General features: G+C 74.3%; 15 protein-coding genes. 8 read left to right on the top strand and 7 right to left on the bottom strand.

Features of this window, described 5'->3' with window-relative positions:
- Positions 1 to 73: 73 nt before the first annotated feature.
- Both ABZ924_RS00475 and ABZ924_RS00470 read right to left on the bottom strand, forming a co-directional pair.
- Positions 74 to 1426 carry a glycosyltransferase gene (locus ABZ924_RS00475; protein ID WP_361902341.1) on the bottom strand — a complete coding sequence of 451 codons (1353 nt, stop codon included), beginning with the start codon at positions 1424 to 1426 and terminating at the stop codon, positions 74 to 76.
- Between the two features lie 323 nt (positions 1427 to 1749).
- Positions 1750 to 3816, bottom strand: a complete 2067-nt coding sequence (locus tag ABZ924_RS00470; RefSeq protein ID WP_361901735.1) for a thioredoxin domain-containing protein — start codon at positions 3814 to 3816, stop codon at positions 1750 to 1752.
- A 244-nt stretch (positions 3817 to 4060) separates the two neighbouring features.
- On the opposite strand from ABZ924_RS00470, the gene ABZ924_RS00465 reads away from it, so the two are divergent.
- Together ABZ924_RS00465 and ABZ924_RS00460 are read left to right on the top strand one after the other, a co-directional pair.
- A complete protein-coding gene (locus ABZ924_RS00465) occupies positions 4061 to 4363 on the top strand; it encodes a hypothetical protein (RefSeq protein WP_361901733.1) in 303 nt (100 codons plus the stop codon).
- Positions 4360 to 4767, top strand: a complete 408-nt coding sequence (locus ABZ924_RS00460) for a PIN domain-containing protein (RefSeq protein WP_361901731.1) — start codon at positions 4360 to 4362, stop codon at positions 4765 to 4767. The genes ABZ924_RS00465 and ABZ924_RS00460 overlap by 4 nt, the downstream gene beginning before the upstream one ends.
- A gap of 38 nt (positions 4768 to 4805) precedes the next feature.
- Here the strand turns inward: ABZ924_RS00460 and ABZ924_RS00455 are convergent, their stop codons facing one another.
- Both ABZ924_RS00455 and ABZ924_RS00450 read right to left on the bottom strand, forming a co-directional pair.
- Positions 4806 to 5471: a hypothetical protein gene (locus ABZ924_RS00455; protein WP_361901730.1), complete on the bottom strand. Its 666-nt coding sequence runs from the start codon at positions 5469 to 5471 to the stop codon at positions 4806 to 4808.
- Between the two features lie 52 nt (positions 5472 to 5523).
- Complete coding sequence (locus tag ABZ924_RS00450) at positions 5524 to 6261, bottom strand: DUF4344 domain-containing metallopeptidase (RefSeq protein WP_361901728.1); 738 nt, start codon at positions 6259 to 6261, stop codon at positions 5524 to 5526.
- A 239-nt stretch (positions 6262 to 6500) separates the two neighbouring features.
- On the opposite strand from ABZ924_RS00450, the gene ABZ924_RS00445 reads away from it, so the two are divergent.
- Positions 6501 to 9785, top strand: coding sequence for a tetratricopeptide repeat protein (locus tag ABZ924_RS00445; protein WP_361901726.1), 3285 nt, complete (start codon positions 6501 to 6503; stop codon positions 9783 to 9785).
- Positions 9786 to 10501: 716 nt separating this feature from the next.
- Here ABZ924_RS00445 and ABZ924_RS00440 read toward each other — a convergent pair.
- Both ABZ924_RS00440 and mca read right to left on the bottom strand, forming a co-directional pair.
- Positions 10502 to 10726: a hypothetical protein gene (locus tag ABZ924_RS00440; protein WP_361901724.1), complete on the bottom strand. Its 225-nt coding sequence runs from the start codon at positions 10724 to 10726 to the stop codon at positions 10502 to 10504.
- A 2-nt stretch (positions 10727 to 10728) separates the two neighbouring features.
- A complete protein-coding gene (mca, locus tag ABZ924_RS00435; protein ID WP_361901722.1) occupies positions 10729 to 11610 on the bottom strand; it encodes a mycothiol conjugate amidase Mca in 882 nt (293 codons plus the stop codon).
- 300 nt (positions 11611 to 11910) lie between these two features.
- Here mca and ABZ924_RS00430 point away from each other — a divergent pair, with 300 nt between their 5' ends.
- Positions 11911 to 12387, top strand: coding sequence for a DUF4307 domain-containing protein (locus tag ABZ924_RS00430; RefSeq protein WP_361901720.1), 477 nt, complete (start codon positions 11911 to 11913; stop codon positions 12385 to 12387).
- Between the two features lie 200 nt (positions 12388 to 12587).
- Positions 12588 to 13085, top strand: a complete 498-nt coding sequence (gene greA / locus ABZ924_RS00425; RefSeq protein ID WP_361901718.1) for a transcription elongation factor GreA — start codon at positions 12588 to 12590, stop codon at positions 13083 to 13085.
- Positions 13086 to 13180: 95 nt separating this feature from the next.
- On the opposite strand, the gene ilvA is transcribed toward greA, so the two are convergent.
- Positions 13181 to 14434: a threonine ammonia-lyase gene (ilvA, locus tag ABZ924_RS00420; RefSeq protein WP_361901716.1), complete on the bottom strand. Its 1254-nt coding sequence runs from the start codon at positions 14432 to 14434 to the stop codon at positions 13181 to 13183.
- A gap of 278 nt (positions 14435 to 14712) precedes the next feature.
- Between ilvA and ABZ924_RS00415 the strand changes: the two genes are divergently transcribed.
- From ABZ924_RS00415 to ABZ924_RS00405, 3 genes are all read left to right on the top strand, one after another.
- Entirely contained in the window at positions 14713 to 15234 is a 522-nt protein-coding gene (locus ABZ924_RS00415) for a MarR family transcriptional regulator (protein ID WP_361901715.1), read from the top strand.
- 81 nt (positions 15235 to 15315) lie between these two features.
- Positions 15316 to 15783, top strand: coding sequence for a sigma factor-like helix-turn-helix DNA-binding protein (locus ABZ924_RS00410; protein ID WP_361901713.1), 468 nt, complete (start codon positions 15316 to 15318; stop codon positions 15781 to 15783).
- Positions 15780 to 16031 carry a hypothetical protein gene (locus ABZ924_RS00405; protein WP_361901711.1) on the top strand — a complete coding sequence of 84 codons (252 nt, stop codon included), beginning with the start codon at positions 15780 to 15782 and terminating at the stop codon, positions 16029 to 16031. The genes ABZ924_RS00410 and ABZ924_RS00405 overlap by 4 nt, the downstream gene beginning before the upstream one ends.
- The last annotated feature ends 14 nt before the right edge of the window (positions 16032 to 16045 follow it).

The following is a 16045-nucleotide window of genomic DNA, read 5'->3' as shown; positions in this document are numbered from 1 at the left end:
GTGGGGTCGGTGGCGGTGGGGCCGGCGGCTGCCGTGCCGGTATGGGGATCCGCGGCCGGGTGCAGGGTGGCGGTCACGGGTGGCTTTCCTCTCGGCTCGCGGTGGACGCGGTGGCAAGGGAGGCTGCGGGGGGCGCGGAGACCGCGGCGGTCGGGGCGGCCAGGGCGCCGGCGGCGGCCGGGGCGGCGGCGGCCGCGGCCGGGGCGGCGGTGGCGCCCGCATCCGCGGCGGGGACCTCGGCCAGGTGGGCCCCCGTATGGCTGGTCAGCTCCCACTCGTTGCGGCCGCGCTGCTCGCGCCAGACCGCGCGGATCGCCGCGCCGGCCAGCATCACCTGGTAGAAGGGCCCGCCGGCGATGAGCTTGGCGTAGTGCACGGGGCGGATGCGCAGCCCGTACTGGCGGCCGAAGTCGTGCAGCCCGACGATCTCGAAGACGAAGGTGACCATCGCGGTGATCATCGGCAGGAAGGTGATGATCGCAATGCCGACGGGCACGTCGAGGAAGAGGGCGACGGCGGCGTTGACCGGGATGATCACCCCGGTCGCCGCCTGCATGAACGGGGTCATCAGCGTGTAGCGGGCCAGCCAGCGCTGCCCGCGGCCGGGCAGCTGCTGCCAGTCCTTCTTCCGGTAGACCTGCAGGAAGCCCTGGTTCCAGCGGGTGCGCTGCTTGAGCAGGCTCAGCAGCGAGCCGGGCGTCTCCTCGCGGGTGACCATGTCGGAGTCGTACGCGACGACCACCTTCTTGCCGGCCGACGACAGCCGCACGCCCAGGTCGCAGTCCTCCGCCAGGCAGTTCTGGTCCCAGCCGCCGGCCTCGCGCAGCACGTCGGTGCGGACGAAGACGGTGTTCCCGCCGAGCGGGATGAACCCCTTCTCCGCGTGCAGGTGCAGCCGGGAGCGGAACCAGAAGAAGTACTCCAGGCAGTTGCGCAGGCTGTACCAGCTGGAGTGGAAGTTGATGAGCTGGACCCCGCCCTGGACCACGTCGGCGCCGGTGGCGCGGAAGGCGTGGTCGACGTGGGCGAGCAGCTCGGGGTGGACCTGGTCCTCGGCGTCGAAGACCCCGACGACGTCGCCGCGGCAGTGCGGGAGGGCGGTGTTGAGGGCCTTGGGCTTGTTCTTGGTCTCGTTGTGGTCGACGACGACCCGGACGCGCTCGGGCGCCCGGGCGGCGGCGGCCTCGGCGACGGCGGCGGTGCCGGGGTCGTCGTGGCCGACGATGACGATGACCTCGTAGTCGGTGTGGGTCGATTCCAGCAGCCGGTCGATGGTGTGCCGGAGCACGGCCTGCTCGTGCCGGGCGGGCAGGAGCAGCGAGAAGGCGAGGCGGCCCTCGCCGTCGGGCCGGTCGAAGCGGGTCGAGGCCAGCGTCTCGGGCGTGCGCCAGGCGTGCATCTGCCACCACAGGGTGAAGGCGGCCATCCAGAACAGCGCGACCGACAGCACGGCGACGAACGCGGAAACGAACACAGAGGTGTCCACACTGCCCCCCACAGCCATGCGGCCGAGAGCGCACCGCGGCGCGCTCGGCCGACCCCCCAGGGGATCAGGCCGGCCCCCCGGCCCGCCTGCCCCTGCTTCCCCCTCGGGCGCACCCCCCCCGGTGCGCCGTCTCGGAGCCACCCCCCGTGGCTCCCGAAGCCATGAGACTAGGCAGTGAACATGACACTCAGGAGCCGCTCGAATGAAAAACGCGTTTCCCAAGTGCCGCACCGGTAACCGGAATTGACGCTACTCCACCGGAATCAGGGGCGAACCCCACCCAACTGCTCGGCGAGCTCGACCGGATCCGTCGTAGGCCGCGCGCAGACGAAATGCCGACACACATACGCCGTGGGAAGGTCGCGTACCAGGGTGCGCTCGGCCAAAAGGGGGAACTCGCCGCCGCTGCCGTCCGCCGCCTGCGGCAGCCCGACCGCCACCACCGCCCCGGGAGCCGTCCCCAGCAACGCGGCCCGGTGCAGCTGCGCCCGCGCCGGATCGTCCGGGTGGCCCACCACGGCCACCTCCCGCGGCCCGTCCAGCAGCGCCTCGGCGACCGCGAGCCCGTGCCCGATGAAGCGGGGCACGCGCGGGCCGAGCGCGTGGACCACCCCGAGCGCCCGCTCGGCCGCCGTACGGTGGGCCTCGGAGCCGGTGTGCGCCGCGTACGACAGCAGCGCCCCGGCGGCGGCCGTCCAGCCGGAGGGGGCCGCGGTGTCGGTGGGGTCCTGGGGGCGGCGGATGAGCTGCTCGGCGTCGTGCGCGGTGTCGTAGAGGGAGCCGTCCTCGGCGGTGAACCGGTCCAGGACGAGGTCGACGAGGAAGCCGGCGAATTCCAGCCAGACCCCCTCGCCGGTCACGGACGCCAGCGCGAGGAAGCCCTCGGCGACGTCCCCGTAGTCCTCCAGCACCCCGGCGTTCGCGCCGGCCCGGCCGTCCTTGCTGGTCCGGCCGAGCCGCGGTGCCCGGCCGGCCTCCGCATCGAAGTGGACCCGCACCAGCAGGTCGGCGGCCTCGGTGGCCCGCTCGACCAGGTCGGGCCGGTCGAAGTAGGCCCCGCACTCGGCGAGGGCGGCGATGGCCAGGCCGTTCCAGGCGGCGACGACCTTGTCGTCGCGGCCGGGCGCGGGCCGCTCGGCGCGCGCGTCCAGCAGCCGCCGCCGGATGTCCGCGATCCGCTCGGCGTCCACGACCGGCCCGTCCTGGGGCAGCTGGAGCACGGAGCGGCCGTGTTCGAAGGTGCCGTCCTCGGTCACCCCGAAGTACGCGGCCGCCAGCGCCCCGTCGGCCTCCCCGAGCACCTCGCCCAGCTGAGCGGGCGTCCACGCGTAGTAGGCGCCCTCCACCGGCTTGCCGGTGTCGGGGTCCTCGCTGTCGGCGTCGAGCGCGGAGGCGAAGCCGCCCTCGGCGGTGCGCAGGTCGCGCACCATGAAGTCGGCGGTCTCCAGCGCGACGCGCCGGGCGAGGTCCGAGCCGGTGGCCCGCCACAGGTGCGCGTAGAGGCGGCACAGCAGGGCGTTGTCGTAGAGCATCTTCTCGAAGTGCGGGACGACCCACTCGCGGTCCACGGAGTAGCGGGCGAAGCCGCCGCCGAGCTGGTCGTAGATGCCGCCGCGGGCCATGGCCTCGCAGGTGTCGGCGGCCATCTGCAGGGCGCCCTCGGCCCCGGTGCGGGCGTGGTGGCGCAGCAGGAACTCCAGAACCATCGACGGGGGGAACTTCGGCGCCCCGCCGAACCCGCCGCGCACGGCGTCGTACTCCCGGGTCAGCCCGAGCAGCGCCTGCGCGAGCTCCTCGGGGCCGGGGCTGCCGGCCCGGCCGTAGTCCAGCTGCCGCCCGGCCAGGTCCCGTACGATCCGCTGCGCGACCTCGGCCACCTCCTCGCGGCGGCCCGCCCAGGCGGTCCGCACGCCCTCCAGGACCTGCAGGAAGGACGGCATCCCGTGCCGGGGCTCCGGCGGGAAGTAGGTGCCGAAGTAGAAGGGCTCGGCGTCGGGGGTGAGGAACACGGTCATGGGCCAGCCGCCCTGGCCGGTGGCGGCCTGGACGGCCTCCATGTAGACGGCGTCGACGTCGGGCCGCTCCTCGCGGTCCACCTTGATGTTCACGAAGTGCTCGTTCATGTACGCGGCGGCGAGCTCGTCCTCGAAGGACTCGTGCGCCATGACGTGGCACCAGTGGCAGCTGCTGTAGCCGACGCTGAGCAGCACGGGCACCCCGCGCTCGCGGGCCTCGGCGAACGCCTCCGGCGACCAGGGCCACCAGTCGACGGGGTTGTCGGCGTGCTGGAGGAGATAGGGCGAGGTCTCGTTCGCGAGGCGGTTCGGCATGGAGCCATCCTCGCTCAGGTGCCGCGAGCCCGTCATGCTGCGCCACACGGTCTCCACCGGCGGGATCGACCACGCGGCCCACCCTGGCTGCGCCGAGTGCGATGCGCGGCGGCGCGGCCCCGGACCGCGGGGGCGCGGCCTGTCCGGGGTGGCACAGCGACCGGGCAAAGACGCGGAAGAGACGGGGGAAGGGAGATGCGTGGAAACCCGGATGTTGTAATAGACGTTGTCGTACTCTGGTGAGGTGAAGCCGACACGAGCTGGGACGACCGAGAACATCTCCGTTTCCATGCCCACCGACCTCGTGGCCGAGATCCGCTCGCGCGCAGGGCGCCGGGGGGTTTCCGGCTACATCACCGAAGCCGTCCGGCATCAGCTCGCCATGGACGGCCTTGCGGAGATCGTGGCCGAGCACGAGGCGGAGCACGGCGTTCTCACCGAAGAGGAGATCGAGGCTGCGCGGCGCGAACTCTTCGAGAATGCCGAGCCCGACGAATCCGGACGGGACGGAGCGGACCGGCCCGGCTCGGGGCGGGATGCTGCGTGAAGGAAGCACCCGCCCGCTCCTTGGTACTCGACTCCCAGGCGCTCTCTCTGCTCCTGGGCGGCGAGCGCAGGATGGTGGCCCGTATCGAGGCCGCCAGACGGGCTGGGGTAGTGGTTCTCGTTTCCGCCTTGACCGTGGTCGAAGCGGTACACGGCAAGACGGACTTCGCGCGGATGAGGTGGGTCCTCTCCCGGTTGCAGGTCGAGCCCGTCAGCCAGGCGGACTCCTTGACCGCCGTGCAGTTGCTGCGGGACGCCGGCGGGCTGCACGGCCACGAGTACGCCATCGATGCGCTGGTGGCGGCACTGGCTCTGCGCTCTCCAGCGCCCGTCCTCGTCCTGACGTCCGACCGTGACGACTGGTCGAGGCTGTGCGGGGATCGGGTCACCGTCAAAGACGTGTGACGGCTCGGGGCCGCCAAGTGGCCGAACTGACCGGGGGGTCAGGCGCGGGTGCACATGTGGATCGAGAGGTTGCCGCGCAGGTCGAGGTGGTGGATGCGCAGCTGGTCCTTGCCGTTGTAGGCGACGTCCAGGTGGCCGAAGACGTCCTGGGCGCCCATCGGGAACCAGTTCAGGAGCTGCGAGGCCGGGCCGTCCACGGTGTCGGGGACCTTCTCGGCGAAGGAGGTGGAGATGTCGGGGTCGGTGAGGTGCTTGGGGCCGGTGAGGACCTGGAGGTCCAGGCGGCCGCGGTGCAGGGACCAGCGGCCGCTCCAGGTGCCGTTGACGCCGGTCCAGACGATGGTCCAGGTGCCGTCCGGGTTCACGGAGGCCCGGCCGGTGTCCTTGCGGCCGGCGCCGGTGTCGCCGCCGGGGAGGGTGGAGCTGATGGTCCAGGCGCCCTTGACGAACTCGGCGAAGGCTCGGCCGACGACGCCGGAGGCGGGAGAGGCGGAGGGCGGGGCGGTGGCGGAGGGCGAAGCGGACCCGGTGGCCAGGGCCGGGCCCGGGGCCGCGGTCGCGGTCGCGGAGGCGGGGCCGGGGGCGGGCTTGTCCTTGCCCGTGCAGGCGGACACCAGTGCCGCGCCGGCTCCGAGCGCGAGGTAGCGCAGGGCGGTGCGGCGCCCGACCATCCTGGCCGCCGCGCGTATCTCTCGTACCGTCACCAGGTCCCCCGGGGCATGCAATTGGATCTTGAAAACGGGAGTCTACGGGAGGTCAGCGACGCACCACCGGCCCCAGCAGGCGCGCCCACTCCTCCTGCACCGCGGGCCAGTCGGGAGCGCAACCCTGCGTACGGGCCGCCAGGTCGGGATGGCGGCCGGCGGCCGCACCGTACAGCAGGCACAGGTGCGCGGCGGCGCGCTCGGCGGGCGGCGCGTGCTCGTCGCGCCCTCGGCCGCCGGGGCCTTCGGCGGCGGCCGTGAGCTCGTACGCCTCGGCGGCGGTGCGTAGCCTGCGCTCGCCCTCCGGGCCCTCGCGCAGCAGCATCAGGGCCGCGAACCGGTCGGCGGCGTCCTCCTCGGCGCGGTCGCCGCCGACGGGCAGGCCGAGGAGGTCGACGAGGGCGTGGCCGGCCTCGTGGTAGAGGGTTTCGGCGGCCACCGCGGCCACCTCGTCATCGGCCGGGGCGCGGCCGGCCGACGCGAACAGCTCCCGGTCCTCGGCGAGGTCGTCGTAGCAGAGCTCGATGCGGCGGGTGGCGGGGTCGTAGCCGGAGCCCTCGCCGGCGCAGGAGAGGGCGACGACGGTCACGCGGTGCGGGAGGTCGAGGTGGTCGTTCAGGGCGGCGGCCACGGCCTCGGGCAGGCGGCGGTCCTGCAGGAGGCGGGCCTCCGCGGCGTCGGCCGGGCCGTCCGGCTCGGTGCGGCGGACGGCGAAGCCGCGGGCCGAGGGGGACGGCGACGGGGACGGGGACGACTCGGTGCAGGCGGCGGCCGAGACGGCCAGCGCCATCGACAGAACGGCCGTGCGCAGAAGGAGGGTTCCCCGGTGTCGGCCGTATCGGCTGTGTCGGCCGTGCGGGCGGTGTCTGCTGTGTCGGCTCATTCCGCCAGGCTAGAACGCACATATATGCACGCGGACGCCCGAAGAGGGGTCAACTCCCTCTGATCTAGCTCAAGTTCGCTCGCGCTCACGCACGTCCCGCCCCACACTTGGGGCACGGTGCCGGAGCTCTCTTGAGGGGGATGCCGATGCGGGACAGCCATCGCGGTGAGGCCGAGCGACTGCTGGAGCGGGCCGTGGACGAGGAGGCCCAGCGGGCTGCCGGGACGGGTGTGCCGGTCGACAGGGCGGCGCTGCTGGCACGCGGGCTCCAGGCGCTGGACGCGCTCGCCGCGAGCGCCGCCGAGGAGTACGAGGCGTACGTACGGGCCCTGGACGATGCCGACGCCGGCGAGGAATCCCTCGGCGAGGCCTTCCGGCGGCAGAACACCTCGGCCGCGCTGCTGGTGACCGCGGTCGCGGCGGCCGCGGCGGTCGGCGCCGACCTGTCGCTGGGCGTGTCCACGGGCACGGCACTGGCCGCGGGCGCCGTCACCGGCGTCGCCGGGGCGGCGGCCACCGTCGCCAAGGTGACCGCCCTGCACCTGCCCGCCGCGAACCGCCGGGCCGGTGAGCGCGGCCGCCCGGGCGGGCCGGAGCAGCTGAGGCTGCAGTGGCTGACGGCGCTGGAGGTCCGCGGCGTACGGCCGTTCCTGGAGCAGCAGCGGGCCGTGGCCGCCGCGGCCAGGCTGCCGCGCCAGCCGGGGCGGCCGCCGGGCGGCGGGCCGGTGCTGCGCGGCGGCGACCGCAGCACGGAGGCCCGGCGGCGCAGCGTGCTGGAGCAGTCCTTCGCGCACCTGCCGCAGCCGACCGCCCCCTTCACCGGCCGGCGCGCCGAGCTGACCCGGATCGCGCAGTGGGTGCAGGCCGCCCGGGCCAGCACGGAGACCCGGCCCGTGGTCGTGGTGCTGCACGGGGAGCCCGGGGTGGGCCGCACCGCGCTGGCCCTGCGGGCGGCGGACGCGCTGAAGGACCAGTTCCGCGGCGCGTGCGTGGTGGACCTGCGCGGCGGCGCCCTCGGCGGCGAGGCCCCGCTGCCGACCCGGGAGGCGCTGCTGCACCTGCTGAACCGGCTCGGCGCGCCCCGCGAGCAGCTGCTGTTCCGCGAGGGGGCGTCGGCGGAGCAGCAGGTACGGCGCCTGGGCGAGCTGTACCACCAGCACCTGCAGGGGCTGCCGGTGACGGTGGTGCTGGACGACGCGGCGGACGCGGAGCAGGTCCGGATGCTGGTGCCGGAGCGGTCCGAGAGCCTGGTGCTGGTCACGGCCCGGGAGCCGCTGGAGCTGCCGGGGGCGCCGGCCTGGGTCCACCAGCTGCCGGTGGAGCCGCTGGCCGACCCGGAGGCGGCGGAGCTGGTCCGGGCGGCGGCGGCCGCCGAGAGCCCGGCCGGGAGCGCGCCGGGCGCCGCGGCAGCCCCGGCCCCCGCCTCCGACGACACCGCCCTGCGGGAGCTCCTGCCCCTGGCCGGCGGCCTCCCCCTGGCCCTGCGGGCGCTGGCTCCGCTGGCGGGGGCCGCGGTGCAGGCCGACGACCCGGCCCCGCCCGGCGGCGGTGTCGTCGAGCGGGCCCTCGGGGCCGCCTATGCGAGGCTGCCCGAGGAACGGCGGCGCCTGCTGCGGCGGCTCACGCTGGCCGGGCGGGCCTCCCTCGGCCCGTCGGCGGCGGCCGCGCTGATCGACGCGGACCGGGTGGAGGCCGGGCGGCTGCTGCACGAGCTGGCCGGCGCCGGCCTGCTGGACCTCGTACGCGGGGAGCGGTTCCGGATGCACGACGCGGTGCGCTCGTACGCGGCGGCGCGGCTCGCCGCGGACGAGGACCGGGCCGAGGCCTCGGCGGCGCACGGCCGCCTGATCCGCAACTACGCGCAGCTCGCGGACTCCGTGATCCGGATGGTCGACGGGAAGACGTCGACCCGGGCGAACCACTTCGGCGGACACGGCTTCGTCTCGCTGGACGCGGCGCTGCGCTGGCTGGACGAGGAGTCGAGCTTCATCACGGCGGCCCTGCGGCACTCGCATGACGACGTCGACCAGCAGGCGGTGCTGGACCTGCTGGGCGCGCTGTGCGACTTCTGCCTGCTGCGCGGTGACCTGTACCGGCTCGGCGAGATCAACGAGCTCACCCAGGCCGTGGAGGCCGCCCGCGCCGGGCAGGGCCGGCCGGGCCAAGGCCGCCTGGTCCGCTCGGTGCAGTGGCGCACGGGCATCGCGGCCCGCCAGCTCGGCGAGCTGGACAAGGCCCGCACCACCCTGTCCTCGGTGGTCGACCAGTACCGCGAGGCGCAGCAGGACGCGGGCGCCGGCATGGCGCTGATCTCCCTCGGCATCACCCTGCACCACCAGGGCCAGCTGCCGGAGGCGGCGGCCCGGATCCGGGAGGCGCTGGCCCTCCAGGAGCCGGACAAGCTGGCCGGCGACCGGGCCTGGGGGCTGCACGCCCTGGCGGCGGTCGAGCGGGACCGGGCGCACCTGGCGGAGGCGATGCAGCTGCTGGAGCAGTCGCTGGAACTGCACCGCGAGAGCGAGAGCGTGCACGGCGAGGCGTGGGCGCACTTCCAGCTGGGCCAGGTGTACCTGCGGCTCGGCGAGGTGCCGCGGGCGGAGGCGGAGCTGCGGCTCGCCCTCGAGCTGTACGGGCGCACGCGCGACGACCGCGGCGAGGCGTGGGCCCTGACCCAGCTGGGCCGGGCCCGGGTGGTGGACGGCGACCCGGAGCCGGCGCTGGAGCGGCTGCGGGAGGCGCTGGCCCGGCACCGGGAGGCGGAGGACGCCCGCGGCGAGGCGTGGACCCTGTACTACCTCGGGCAGGCGCTGGAGGAGCGGGGCGAGCGCGATCAGGCGGTACGGGAACTGGAGCGGGCCCGGACGATGTTCTCGCGGATGCGGGACGTATACGGGCTGGCGTACGCCCGGCACCACTCGGGCCGGGTGACCCGCGACCAGCGGGCCGCACAGACCGGCAACCTGAAGAACTCCGGCTTCGCCCGGCAGCTGCTCGTGGACGCCCGGGCCGACTTCCGGCGGATCGGGCTCGCCCACGGGGAGGCGTGGACCTGCCTGGAGCTGGCGGTGGTGGACGCGGGCAACGACCGGGTCTCGCAGGCGCTGGGACTGTGCGAGGAGGCGGCCCGGCTGTTCATCTCGTACGGGGACCGGCGGGGGGAGGACTGGGCGCGGTTCCTGCGGTGCACGCTGCTGCCGTACGCGGTGCCGGGGGGCGGGGGTGCGGAGGAGGCCCGGGCCGAGCTGGGCCGCCTCGCCGGTGCGCCGCATCCGATGCGGGACGGCCGCCTGGAGGACGGGCTGGACGCCTACGCGGTGGTCCTGGCCCGGGGTGTCGACCCCGGCGAGGGCTGGCAGGCGTGGCGCCTGGGCCTGACCCCGACCCTCCGGTCCCGCGAAACCATGGGCGTCCCCATGCCACCCCGCCCCTAACACAGCCCGCCCGCCACGCCGGCCGCCTCCGGCCGCCACCTTCTGCCCGCTGCGCGGAGCCTGTCCCCTCCCCGCCCCGTCTCCCCCAGCTACCGCTGGGAGGTGCCCCCAGAAACAGTGGCCTGCGGCCCCGGCCCCCGCTCCGCCTCACTCGCCGGCGCGGCTCAAAGATCGGGGGCTCCGCCCCCGGACCCCCGCGCCTCAAACGCCGGCGGGGCTGAAAGACCCGGGCGCTCCGCGTCCGGTGCGCTCAAACGCCGCGCGGGCTGGATTTTGCCGCTTCGCGGCAATTCCAGCCCGCCGGTACCACCCAGCCCCGCCGACACCTCCAGCTCCGCCCGCACCATCCAGCCCTGCTGGCACTATCCAGCGCAGCCGGCACCCTCCAGCCTCGCCGGCGTTTGAGGCGCGGGGTCCGGGGCGGAGCCCCGATCTTTGAGCCGCGCCGGCGATTGAGGCGGAGCGGGGCCGGGGCCGCAGGCCACTGTTTCTGGGGGCACCTCCCAGCGGTAGCTGGGGGAGAAGGGGCGGGGAGGGGACAGCTCCGCGCAGCGGCAATGGCAGGGACCGGCCCGGGAACGGGGCAGGCGGGAGCCTCCCGGCGGCCACGGGGGCCGAGGCACAGCCGGGACGGGCCGGGGTATGCCGGGGGCCCGCCCGGCGGGGTGCCGCCTGGCGGGCCGGGGCCGGGATCGTGGCGGCCGGGGCCGCCCCGGTCAGGCCGAGGTGGTCGGGTCGGCGGCACCCGCCGCCGGGTCCGGGGCCTCCTGGAAGTCGACCCGGCCCATGTGCCGGTTCATGGACTTCATCAGCCCCCACACCCCAAGGGCAAGGGCCGCGAACACGATGAACCCCAGCAGTCCAGGGGTCACCTTGTTCTTGTCGAAGGTGTCACCCGCCAGCGGAAGGACCTGGGCCAGTGCTGCCTGAGTAGCGCTCATGGCTACGCATTCTCCCGGATGCCCGCAAAGAGGTCGGACTCGGGGAGGGAGGTGTCGACGAGCGACTTGGCGAGCTCGTACTCCTCCGTCGGCCAGACCTCCTTCTGGATCTCCATCGGGACGCGGAACCAGCCCCCGTCCGGGTCGATCTGCGTACGGTGCGCGATCAGCGCCTTGTCGCGGATCTCGAAGAACTCCGAGCACGGGATGTGCGTGGTCAGGGTCCGCTCGGTGCGCTCGAACTCCTTCCACCGCTCCAGCCACTCCCCGTAGGGGGACTCCATGCCGCGCGAGAGCAGCGCCTCGTGCAGGGCGATGGTGCGCGGCTTGTTGAAGCCCTGGTTGTAGTACAGCTTCTGCGGCTGGTACGCCGGGCCGAACTCGGCCTCCGGGTACTTCTCGGTGTCGGCCGCCCCGTCGAAGGCCACCATCGTGATCTTGTGGGTCATGATGTGGTCGGGGTGCGGGTACCCGCCGTTCTCGTCGTACGTGGTGATGACCTGCGGCCGGAAGGCGCGGATCTTCTTCACCAGGCGGCCGGCCGCCTCGTCGACGTCCTCCAGCGCGAAGCAGCCCTCCGGCAGCGGCGGCAGCGGGTCGCCCTCGGGCAGGCCGGAGTCGACGTAGCCGAGCCACTCCTGCTCGATGCCGAGGATCTGGCGCGCCTCGTCCATCTCCTTGGCGCGGACCTCGTGGATGTTCTCCTCGATGTACTTGTCACCCTGGAGCTTGGGGTTGAGGATCGAGCCCCGCTCGCCGCCGGTACAGGTCACGACCAGGACGGGCACCCCCTCGGACACGTACTTGGCCATGGTGGCCGCGCCCTTGCTCGACTCGTCGTCGGGGTGGGCATGGACGGCCATCAGTCGAAGCTGCTCGGTCAAGACAGGATCCTCTTTGATATGCCACACGACAGGCGGACGGGCTTCTATATTGACTCCTCCCCCCAACAACCGACGACGAGGGGGGATTCCTCGCTCACGCTGCCCCACGGCCCTACGGGCCGCCCGGGCCTTTGCCGTACCTCCTCGCGGCCGGCCGAGATCCTCCCGTCCCACCCGAGCGGGTGACGGAGCACGGCCGGGGCGGTCCGGTTGCCGGCCGGCGCGGGGGGCATGTCATGCTCCAGTGAGCAGGCGACCGGACCGGGAACGACGATCCCGGCCCTCCCGGAAGGAACGATCATGAGCACGGTGCGCGAGGGACTGCCCGAGGGCCGGTACGGCCGGTCGGCGGACGCGCGCGCGGACCGCAGGCTGAAGATCGTCGGCTCGGTGCTCGGCGTCGGCCTACTGGCCGTGGTCGGCTGGATCGGCTGGGACTACGTCGCAGGTCAGAGCGTCAGCGCCGAGGTGATCAAGTTCCAGGTGGTCTCGGACGCCGAGGTGAAGGTACACCTGGAGGTACGCAAGGACGCCGGGGTGACCGGGGTCTGCACCCTGATCTCCCAGGACCGCGACCACGCCGAGGTGGGCCGCGCGGACTTCACGTTCGCGCAGCGCGCGTCGCGCGTGGACGAAATGGTGTCGCTGAAGACGACCGGACGCGCGACGATGATCGAGCTGGTCGGCTGCCAGCCCGCCGGCTCGCCCGGCTCGGCCGGCTCGGCCGGCTCGGCCGGCTCGGCCGGCTCGGCCGGCTCGCCCGGCTCGGCCGGCTGACACCCCGGATCCCCGGGGATCCCGAGCTGTCGGGAACCAGCCGACACCCCCGTCGGCAATCTTGTCCCTTTCCTGCTCACGGGCCCGATGACACACTTCATACACATGGTGTCCTCCCCCTTTTCTTCCCGAATTGTTAGGCTCGTGGTTTCGCCCGCCACCGGCGGCCAAGTAGTCCCCTGTACCGACGAGGAGCACCCGTGACCCAGACGAGCGAGAGCGTCACCTGGCTGACCCAGGCGGCGTACGACCAGCTGAAGGCCGAGCTGGACTACCTCTCTGGTCCCGCACGCACGGAGATCGCCACCAAGATCGCAGCCGCCCGCGAGGAGGGCGACCTGCGCGAGAACGGCGGTTACCACGCGGCCAAGGAGGAGCAGGGCAAGCAGGAGCTGCGCGTCCGCCAGCTGACGCAGCTGCTGGAGAACGCCAAGGTCGGCACCGCCCCCGCGGCCGACGGCGAGGTCGCCCCGGGCACCGTCGTCACGATCGCCTTCGACGGCGACGAGGACGACACGATGTCCTTCCTGCTCGCCTCCCGCGAGTACGCGTCGGCGGACTTCGAGACCTACTCCCCGCAGTCCCCGCTGGGCTCGGGCGTGATGGGCAAGAAGATCGGCGAGGACGCCGAGTACGAGCTGCCGAACGGCAAGAAGGCGTCCGTCCGGATCCTCGACGTCAAGCCCTTCACCGGCTGATCACCCCTGACCGAACGCGGGCGGAGCCCCCTGCCGGAGCGATCCGGCAGGGGGCTCCGCCGTTACGGGCAGCGCGCAGCACGGGCCTGCCGGGCCTATCCGCGCCCGTCCTCCTGGCCGCCCATGACCGTGTATCCCGCGGCGTGCAGGGCGCGGGCGACCTCCGTGCAGTGCTCGCGGCCCTTGGTCTCCAGGTGCAGTTCCACCTCGACCTCGGTCAGGCCCAGGCGCGGGTCGGTCCGTACGTGGCTCACGTCCAGCACGTTCGCGTCGACCACCGACAGAACGCCCAGCAGCCCCGCCAGCGCCCCCGGCCGGTCGGCCACCCGCAGCCGCAGCGACAGGTAGCGGCCCGCCGCGGCCATGCCGTGGCGCAGGATCCGCTGGAGCAGCAGCGGGTCGACGTTCCCGCCGGACAGGACGGCGACGACCGGGCCGCCGCCGTACCGCTCGGGCTCGCTCAGCAGGGCGGCCACGGTGCTGGCGCCGGCCGGCTCGACGACCAGCTTGGCCCGCTCCAGGCACAGCAGCAGCGCGCTGGAGAGGGCGTCCTCGGAGACGGTGCGGACGTCGTCGACGAGCTCGCCGATGATCTGGAAGGGGACGTCGCCGGGGCGGCCGACGCGGATGCCGTCCGCCATGGTGGCGGGGCCGTCGATCGAGACGGGGTGGCCGGCCTTGAGGGAGGGCGGGTACGCGGCCGCGCCCGCCGCCTGCACCCCGACCACCTGCACGTCCGGGCGCAGCGCCTTGACGGCGGTGGCGATGCCCGCCGCGAGGCCGCCGCCGCCGATCCCGACGAGGATGGTGCGCACCTCCGGGCACTGCTCGAGGATCTCCAGGCCCACCGTGCCCTGGCCCGCGATGATGTCGCGGTGGTCGAAGGGGTGGATGAACACCGCGCCGGTGCGGTCCGCGTAGTCCTCGGCGGCCGCGAGGGTCTCGTCGACGACTTGGCCGTGCAGCCGTACCTCGGCTCCGTACTCCCGGGTGGCCGCGACCTTCGGCAGCGGAGCCCCGACCGGCATGAAGACGGTGGAGTGCACGCCGAGCAGGGAGGAGGCCAGGGCCACGCCCTGCGCGTGGTTGCCGGCGCTGGCGGCGACGACGCCGGCGGCCCGCTGCTCGGGGCGCAGGCCGGCGATGCGCACGTACGCGCCGCGCAGCTTGAAGGAGCCGGTGCGCTGGAGGTTCTCGCACTTGAGGTGGACCGGGGAGCCGACCAGGGCGGAGAGGTGCCTGCTGCCCTCCATCGGGGTCACCCGGGAGACGCCCGACAGCATCTTCTGTGCTCCCCGGACGTCGTCGAGGATGACCTGCGGGACGGGCTGGGGCACGCGGTAGCTCATGCCGCCAGTCTCGCAGGCCGCACGTGGCGCGAAGCACGGCGCGGGCCCCACCGGCTCCACCGGTCCCACCCGCACCACCGGCTCCAGGAGCTTTCCGGGCGCTCCGGGAGGGGCGAAATCCCGCCATCCGGGACGGGCCCGGGAGCTTGGTACGGACCGGGTCCGCGGCAGATCCGGACCGGTCGTATCAGTTCTCCTACGCGGCGTACGAGCCGGGTCGGGGCCGCGTACTCTGTCCCCCAATCCCTGTCGGCCCCACGCGAAGAGAGCTCACGGCCATGCCTTCCAACCCGGCCAATTCCGACCTGCCCACGGCGGCCGAGGCGCCTGCCGAAGCCGGTCTCCTGGACGCGCTCCAGCACCAGGTGGCCGTTTTCGCGCGCCGCGCCGAGCAGACCCGCCTGGGCGGGGTCGGCCAGGCCCGCAACTCGATGGACCGCGCCGCGTACCTGCTGCTGAACCGGCTCGACCTGGAAGGCCCGATGGGCGTCAAGGCCCTCGCCTGCGGCATGGGCATCGACTCCTCCACCGTGACCCGGCAGGTCGCACCGCTGGTCGACACCGGCCTGGTCAAGCGGACCTCGCACCCGGAGGACGGGCGGGCCGTGGTCCTGGCGCTGTCCCCGCGCGGGCTGGCCCGGCTGGAGGAGGTCCGCCTCTCGCGGCGCGAGCTGATGGCCCGGGTCACCGAGGGCTGGAGCGAGGTGGAGCGCGAGTCGTTCACCGGGCTGCTGACCCGGTTCAACAGCTCCCTGTCGGAGCTGATGGGCACCGTCGCCGAGGCGGGCCCCGCCTCCTGAGCGGCCGCAGGGACGCAGGGCGGACGCGGGGCCGTCCGACCCCTTGACCGGGGCGGTGCCCCTGGCCGCACTATGTGGCCTGTGGACCACCGAGCGGGGCCCTACGCCGAGTTCGAGGCCTTCGTCGCGGGCGCGGCGGGGCGGCTGCTGCACGTCGCGGTCCTGCTGACGGCCGAGGACGGGCCCCGTGCCGGCTCCGGAGCCGGGGCGGGTGCCCGCCCGGGTGCCGACTGCCCCGCGGCCCGCCGGCTGCTGGCGGGCGCGCTGGCCCGTACGTACGCCGACTGGCGCCGGCTGCGCGGCGACGACCCCTACGACCACACCCGCCAGGAGCTGTGCGCCGCCTTCGCCCGCACCGGCTGGCGCCACCACGGCGGCCGCGGGATCCTCGCGCCGCTCGGCCCGCTGGAGCGGCTCGTGCTGGTGCTGTGCGTGTACGAGGGCGTCGCCGAGGAGGTCGCGGCCGCCCAGCTGGGGCTGCCGGTCGAGCGGGTGCGGCAGCTGTGCGCCCGGGCGGTGGACGCGATGCGCGCCCGGGATGCCGCATGAGCGTCCCGGACCGCAAGGAGGACCGGGTCCGGCGGCTGATGGAGGGCCCGCACCCGGTGGTCCCGGCGGGGCTGGCGGCGGCCGCCGCGGCCCGCGGGACGCGGCTGCTGCGCCGCCGGCGGGCGTGGCGCCGGGCCGGGTGGACGCTGCTGTTCGCGGCCGCGGTGGCCTTCGCGGTGTGGGCCTCGCTGACCCGCCCCTGGGAGGTGCCGCCGAGCGAGGTCTCCCCGCCCCTGGAGGGCTGGTAGGTCCACCGCCCGGC

Source organism: Streptomyces sp. NPDC046876, from assembly GCF_040645035.1.
Taxonomy (GTDB): Bacteria; Actinomycetota; Actinomycetes; order Streptomycetales; family Streptomycetaceae; genus Streptomyces.
Note: the sequence above shows the minus strand (reverse complement) of the source record. Positions and strands in the feature narration are given on the sequence as shown.

What these genes read in the sequence shown, in the direction of transcription:
- ABZ924_RS00440 (WP_361901724.1), bottom strand. Translation starts at nt 10,726, where the DNA reads ATGAGCGCTACTCAGGCAGCACTGGCCCAGGTCCTTCCGCTGGCGGGT.
- ABZ924_RS00430 (WP_361901720.1), top strand. Translation starts at nt 11,911, where the DNA reads ATGAGCACGGTGCGCGAGGGACTGCCCGAGGGCCGGTACGGCCGGTCG.
- ABZ924_RS00475 (WP_361902341.1), bottom strand. Translation starts at nt 1,426, where the DNA reads ATGGCCGCCTTCACCCTGTGGTGGCAGATGCACGCCTGGCGCACGCCC.
- ilvA (WP_361901716.1), bottom strand. Translation starts at nt 14,434, where the DNA reads ATGAGCTACCGCGTGCCCCAGCCCGTCCCGCAGGTCATCCTCGACGAC.
- ABZ924_RS00445 (WP_361901726.1), top strand. Translation starts at nt 6,501, where the DNA reads ATGCGGGACAGCCATCGCGGTGAGGCCGAGCGACTGCTGGAGCGGGCC.
- ABZ924_RS00470 (WP_361901735.1), bottom strand. Translation starts at nt 3,816, where the DNA reads ATGCCGAACCGCCTCGCGAACGAGACCTCGCCCTATCTCCTCCAGCAC.
- ABZ924_RS00405 (WP_361901711.1), top strand. Translation starts at nt 15,780, where the DNA reads ATGAGCGTCCCGGACCGCAAGGAGGACCGGGTCCGGCGGCTGATGGAG.
- ABZ924_RS00415 (WP_361901715.1), top strand. Translation starts at nt 14,713, where the DNA reads ATGCCTTCCAACCCGGCCAATTCCGACCTGCCCACGGCGGCCGAGGCG.
- ABZ924_RS00450 (WP_361901728.1), bottom strand. Translation starts at nt 6,261, where the DNA reads ATGGCGCTGGCCGTCTCGGCCGCCGCCTGCACCGAGTCGTCCCCGTCC.